Origin of the sequence: Streptomyces cahuitamycinicus, from assembly GCF_002891435.1 — a bacterium.
Taxonomy (GTDB): Bacteria; Actinomycetota; Actinomycetes; order Streptomycetales; family Streptomycetaceae; genus Streptomyces; species Streptomyces cahuitamycinicus.
In genome coordinates this window covers 1-248 of record NZ_POUC01001023.1, presented here as the reverse complement: position 1 = coordinate 248, position 248 = coordinate 1, and the positions used below count along the sequence as shown (strand labels likewise).

1 rRNA gene is annotated in these 248 nt (G+C 56.5%); it reads left to right on the top strand.

Annotated features, from left to right (window positions below):
- Positions 1–248 (top strand): 23S ribosomal RNA (locus tag C1J00_RS48800); the annotation flags it as partial.

Here is a 248-nt window from a genome sequence, read left to right as displayed (position 1 = left end):
AGGAGGTTGGCTTAGAAGCAGCCACCCTTGAAAGAGTGCGTAATAGCTCACTGGTCTAGTGATTCCGCGCCGACAATGTAGCGGGGCTCAAGCGTACCGCCGAAGTCGTGTCATTCACACAATAGGGTCAACGCCTGTGTGGATGGGTAGGGGAGCGTCGTGTGCCGGGTGAAGCAGCCGCGGAAGCGAGTTGTGGACGGTTCACGAGTGAGAATGCAGGCATGAGTAGCGATACACACGTGAGAAAC